The organism is Pseudarthrobacter sulfonivorans, assembly GCF_014712225.1.
Taxonomy (GTDB): Bacteria; Actinomycetota; Actinomycetes; order Actinomycetales; family Micrococcaceae; genus Arthrobacter; species Arthrobacter sulfonivorans.
The window spans coordinates 1-4741 of the sequence record NZ_JACXBW010000034.1 but is presented as its reverse complement, the minus strand read 5'-3'; the positions used below and the strand labels follow the sequence as shown (position 1 = coordinate 4741).

The following is a 4741-nucleotide window of genomic DNA, read 5'->3' as shown; positions in this document are numbered from 1 at the left end:
CACCGGCCCGGACTGTCCATCGCGGAACTGACCCAGCCCGGCCAGCCCGCACAACGCATCTCCCTGCCCCGCCGCAGCCTCAAAGACTGCCTCGCCGAAGAACTCCGCCGCCTCGACCCCGACGAAGTCTTCGGCGAAACCATCACCAACCTCCCAGGCCCCGGAACGCAGCAGGAAGCCCATCACTCCTTGATCGGCAATGCCGAGCAGCAAGCGCATGGAGACTGTTCTTCGCTGATCACCGTCTAAAAGACGACGAACCAACACTTCCCCTTGGAGTGGCGGAATTCCCTCCCCCGGGCGATTCGGCCTGCCGTGGACCTGGCCACCGTCGCATCAATGCGGGCACCCCCAAAACCCCGTTCCGCGAGGGTTCTGCAGGGCTGCGCCCACCAACATCACTGCCTCCGTTGTCCACGGCAACAGCTAACTCCACCGTCACTAGGGGTTACTTTCCGTGGTCAATTCAGTGTTGAGCACGGATGTAGGGCAGTGCGTCGTGAACGTAGGTTGGGCAGTGATCAGCATCACAGTGATGCTGAAGATGATGGAGGACGTTATGACGAGCTCTGTTGGACTGTTAGTGACGCTGGAGGCGAAGCCGGGCAAGGAGGCCGAACTGGCTGACTTCCTCCAGGCTGCTCGGGCCCTCGTTGTTGAGGAGCCTGACTCATCCACTTGGTACGCCTTCAAGATCAATTCCACCCAGTTCGGAATTTACGACACGTTTCCGCATGAGGAAGGCCGTCAGGCACATCTCTCCGGAAAGGTAGCCACAGCCCTGGGATCGAGGGCGGATGAACTTCTCGCCTCCCCACCCTCGATTCAACCCGTGGAGGTCCTCGCCTTCATATAAATCTTTCGCTCTCGAAACCGTTCTTCATCGACATACACCTTAACCGCAAAAGGATATAGACATGGCCAGTAAGCAGAACCCCAAGAAGCGCATGATTCTGAACGCATTCGACATGAACTGTGTGGGGCATCAGAACCCTGGGATGTGGGCACATCCTGATGACCAGACCCACCGCTATAAGGACGTCGACTACTGGATCGACCTGGCCAAACTCCTTGAGCGTGGGGGATTTGACTGCCTCTTCATTGCAGATGTCCTCGGCTTTTACGATGTTTACGGCGGATCACGTGACACCGCACTTCGCACCGCGGCCCAGGCGCCTGTCGGAGATCCGGCTATCCCGGTGGCAGCGATGGCGGCTGTTACAGAAAGACTGGGATTCGGGGTTACGAAGTCACTGACTTACGAACTTCCGTATTCTTTCGCTAAGACGATGACCACTTTGGACCACATCACAAAGGGCCGAGTCGCCTGGAATATCGTGACGTCGTATCAGGCGAGCGCAGCCGAGAACCTGGGGCTGGATAAGCAGATCCCGCATGACGAGCGTTACGCAGTGGCGGACGAGTTCATGGAGGTTTGCTACAAGCTTTGGGAAGGGTCGTGGGAGGACGACGCCGTGGTAATGGATAAGAAGAACCGTATCTTCACGGATCCGTCCAAAGTCCATGACATCAACCACGAGGGGAAGTACTACAAGGTTCCCGGCGCCCACCTGGGGCAGCCGAGTCCACAGCGCACTCCTTTCCTGTTCCAGGCGGGCACATCCAAGAAGGGCATGGAGTTCTCCGGGAAGCACGCTGAGGCAGTGTTCGTCATCGGCACGAGCCCCGAAGAGCTGCGCCCGACCGTTGACAAGGTTCGCCAGCAGGCAGCCGAGGCGGGCAGGGACCCCCGGAGTGTAAAGGTCATCGTGATGTTGACCCCGATCACGGCACCGACGGATGAGGAGGCCCAGGCCAAGCTTGAGGACTTCTACAAGTACGCAGATACTGACGCGGCACTGACCCTGTTCGGCGGATGGACAGGCATTGATATGTCGTCGGCGGCGGATGACCAGCCCCTGGAGAGTATCGAGAGTGACGCTATCCGGGCAATGATCGAGATGCTGACCGGCGTTGACAGTGAGGTTGTCTGGACAAAGGAGCGGCTTGCGAAATGGCTGTGCATCGGCGGATTTAGCGCTTCAGTGGTTGGATCGCCGAAAACCATCGTCGATGAGATGGAACGATGGATGGAGATTGCAGATGTCGACGGCTTCAACCTTGGCCGGGTCATTGCACCCGGGACGATGGAGGACTTCGTCGAGCTGGTCGTTCCCGAACTGCGCAAGCGAGGTCATGTCCCGCAGGACCCGACCTCGGACGCAGTGATGACGTTGCGTGAACGTCTCACAGGTGACTCCCTGCTCCCTTCAGAGCATGCCGGCGCCAACTACCGGCTGGGCGTGGCGGCATCAGTCTCCTGATGAAGCCGTCCGAACTGCACAGCTAAAGAGGATGAGAACGGCGGCCGCCGATTCGTGGATCGGCGGCCGCCACTCCTTCCCTGGGTTTAGTGATCAACGACGCGGCCCACGGGAAGCTAGCGCCGGCCCGAACGTTCACGCGGTGGACATGCCGAGTGTTCTTGGTCACCTGTAGGTAAAGTATTGCGTTCAGATCGAACTACGCGAACGGCCGGTCGAAGGAGACCGGCTGATCGTGAAGTTGCACTGCCACACTTTGGGGTTCAGAGAGGAATCCGTAAATGCCGGTAGATTTCAAGCAACCAAAGCCTCAGTCGTGTGTAGACCGGGGCATCACCTCCCGGGAGTGGGAGGTCCTCCAGGCCGTTCTTAACCATCTGGCCAACGCCGAGATCGCAGCCACACTGGGGATCAGCGTGCGAACGGTCGAGAGCCACGTTTCCAATCTTTTGACCAAGTTTGACGTCTCGTCCCGTTCAGGGTTGTTGGCTGCAGTCCGGGCCACTGAAGATTCCGGTCCATTACGGCTTGAGGCTCCCCCTTCGTTGCTTCGCATGGCCAGGGCAGGTGAATTTGTAGGCCGGGGTCCGGAGCTCGAACAACTCCACGATGAGTGGGACATGGCCAGGGCGGGCGCACAGCGCCTTGTGCTGGTCTCGGGCGATGCCGGCATCGGAAAGAGCCGGCTGGTTGCAGAGTTCATGCGGCAGCTCTTGGTCAATGACGACCCGCTGGTGCTGCATGGACGCTGCGACGAAGACGTGGCAGGTCCTTTTGAAGCAGTCGGCCACGCCCTCGCCCCTTACATTCGCGCAAGCAATCCGGCCAGCCTGGCGGGAGAGCTTGGTGACGTCGCCGCCGAACTGGAAACGATCATTCCAATTTCCGGCATCCGTCTACCGGGGATTCCCGTTGATGCTGTGCGCACCGATCCGAACGTTACCCGGCTGCGGCTCTTCGACGCCGTCACGCGTGTGCTCCGGCGTGCGTCGGCTGCCTCGCCCATGCTGCTGGTACTCGATGACCTGCACTGGGCTCCCGAGCCCACCCTCCTGCTGCTTAAGCACCTGATGCAGGAGGAGGCGCTTAAGCGCACCATGATTATCTGTACTCTTCGCCCCGGGGACGTCTCAGATGCCCTCATCGATTTCCTGGGCAGGTTGCGACGCGACGCAATGCCCGCTCAGATTGAGCTGGGTGGATTGCACCGGCTCGAGGTCGCTCAACTGTTGGCTTCAGATGACGGATCGGCACAATCACGGGATGACATCTTCTCTGAAAGCGTGGCCTATGACATCTACGCGGAAACTCGGGGAAACCCGCTGTACGCCGGAGAGCTGATCCGAAGCCTGGGAGAGGGCAGCGGGCCGAAATCGGCGGGCTATGCAGACGTTCCTCACGGCGTGAAGGACATCGTTACCGCACGTGTTCGGCGACTCGCACAAGAGACTCAGACCCTCCTCGGCATCGCCGCCGTACTGGGGCAGGAATTTGACCTCAGCGTGCTGCAGCAACTTGCTGAAGTGGACGATTTCACTCTTCTGGAAGGAGTGGAGGAAGCAACCCAGGCACAGCTTTTGTACGACGTCACAGCCGCTTCACCCGATGCTGTGGAACGCTATGAATTTGTGCACGCCATTGTGCGTCGGGCAATCGTTGAAAGCCTGTCCCCGGCCCGGGTGCGCCGAATACATGCCGCAGCCGGCACGGCTTTGGAGCAACTGTTTCCCGAGGCTTTGGAAATGCGGGCCGATGAGATCGCATGGCATTTGGTTCAGGCAGGTCAAATTAAAGACCGCAAGAATATCGTGCGCTACCTAACCATGGCGGGCAGGGCCGCATTGAACAGTTCCGCGGCCGAAGAGGGACTTCGCTTTCTGGACCAGGCCTTGGAATACATCGATGCGGCTGACGCCTTTGACCGTGCGGAACTATGGTTCCAGCGTGGCCTGACGTTACGTACATTGGGTCGCTGGCCGGATTCGGTGGCCTCTTTACGCAATGCGCTGGACCTTTATGCAGAAGTGGGAGACCTGGAAGCCATCTCCCGCACGTGCCGTGCTGCCACACACACCATGTTTTGGTTTTTCCGGATGCCCGAAGCCCTCGATTTGGCAGCTTATGGACTCAAGATGCTTGACGGCCACGGGGGCGCCGAACGGGGAAGGCTGCTTGGTGCGTTGTCTTTTGCCCAGGCTTGGAGCGGTGATTACGGCTCAAGCATGAAGGCCATCGACGAAGAGTTGGACATGGCCTCCCGGCTCGGTGATGCGGAGCTCCGCGGGCATGGCCTGGCCATGCGTGCGATGCAGCTTCCCGCGTTCCTTGAGCACAAGGACGCAGCCGCGGCAGGCTATGAGGCGTTGGAGATACTCCGCTACTCAGATGACATTTGGACCTTGACGAGCATGCTCGGT

Annotated in this window: 4 protein-coding genes; all 4 read left to right on the top strand. The window is 59.5% G+C overall.

The annotated features are described in order from the left end of the window. Positions 1-249: OpcA/G6PD domain-containing protein (locus IAQ70_RS22965; protein ID WP_223860560.1), on the top strand; the 249-nt coding region annotated here is incomplete at its 5' end. Between the two features lie 268 nt (positions 250-517). Beyond that, positions 518-856 (top strand): putative quinol monooxygenase, encoded by a 339-nt coding sequence (locus tag IAQ70_RS22380; protein WP_317983750.1) that lies wholly within the window; start codon positions 518-520, stop codon positions 854-856. 61 nt (positions 857-917) lie between these two features. Further along, positions 918-2324, top strand: coding sequence for an LLM class flavin-dependent oxidoreductase (locus IAQ70_RS22375; protein WP_190992150.1), 1407 nt, complete (start codon positions 918-920; stop codon positions 2322-2324). A 281-nt stretch (positions 2325-2605) separates the two neighbouring features. After that, positions 2606-4741: ATP-binding protein (locus IAQ70_RS22370; protein WP_190992149.1), on the top strand; the 2136-nt coding region annotated here is incomplete at its 3' end.

Bases quoted from the DNA above. Each gene is read 5' to 3' on its own strand.
- IAQ70_RS22375 (WP_190992150.1), top strand. From the start codon at position 918: ATGGCCAGTAAGCAGAACCCCAAGAAGCGCATGATTCTGAACGCATTC.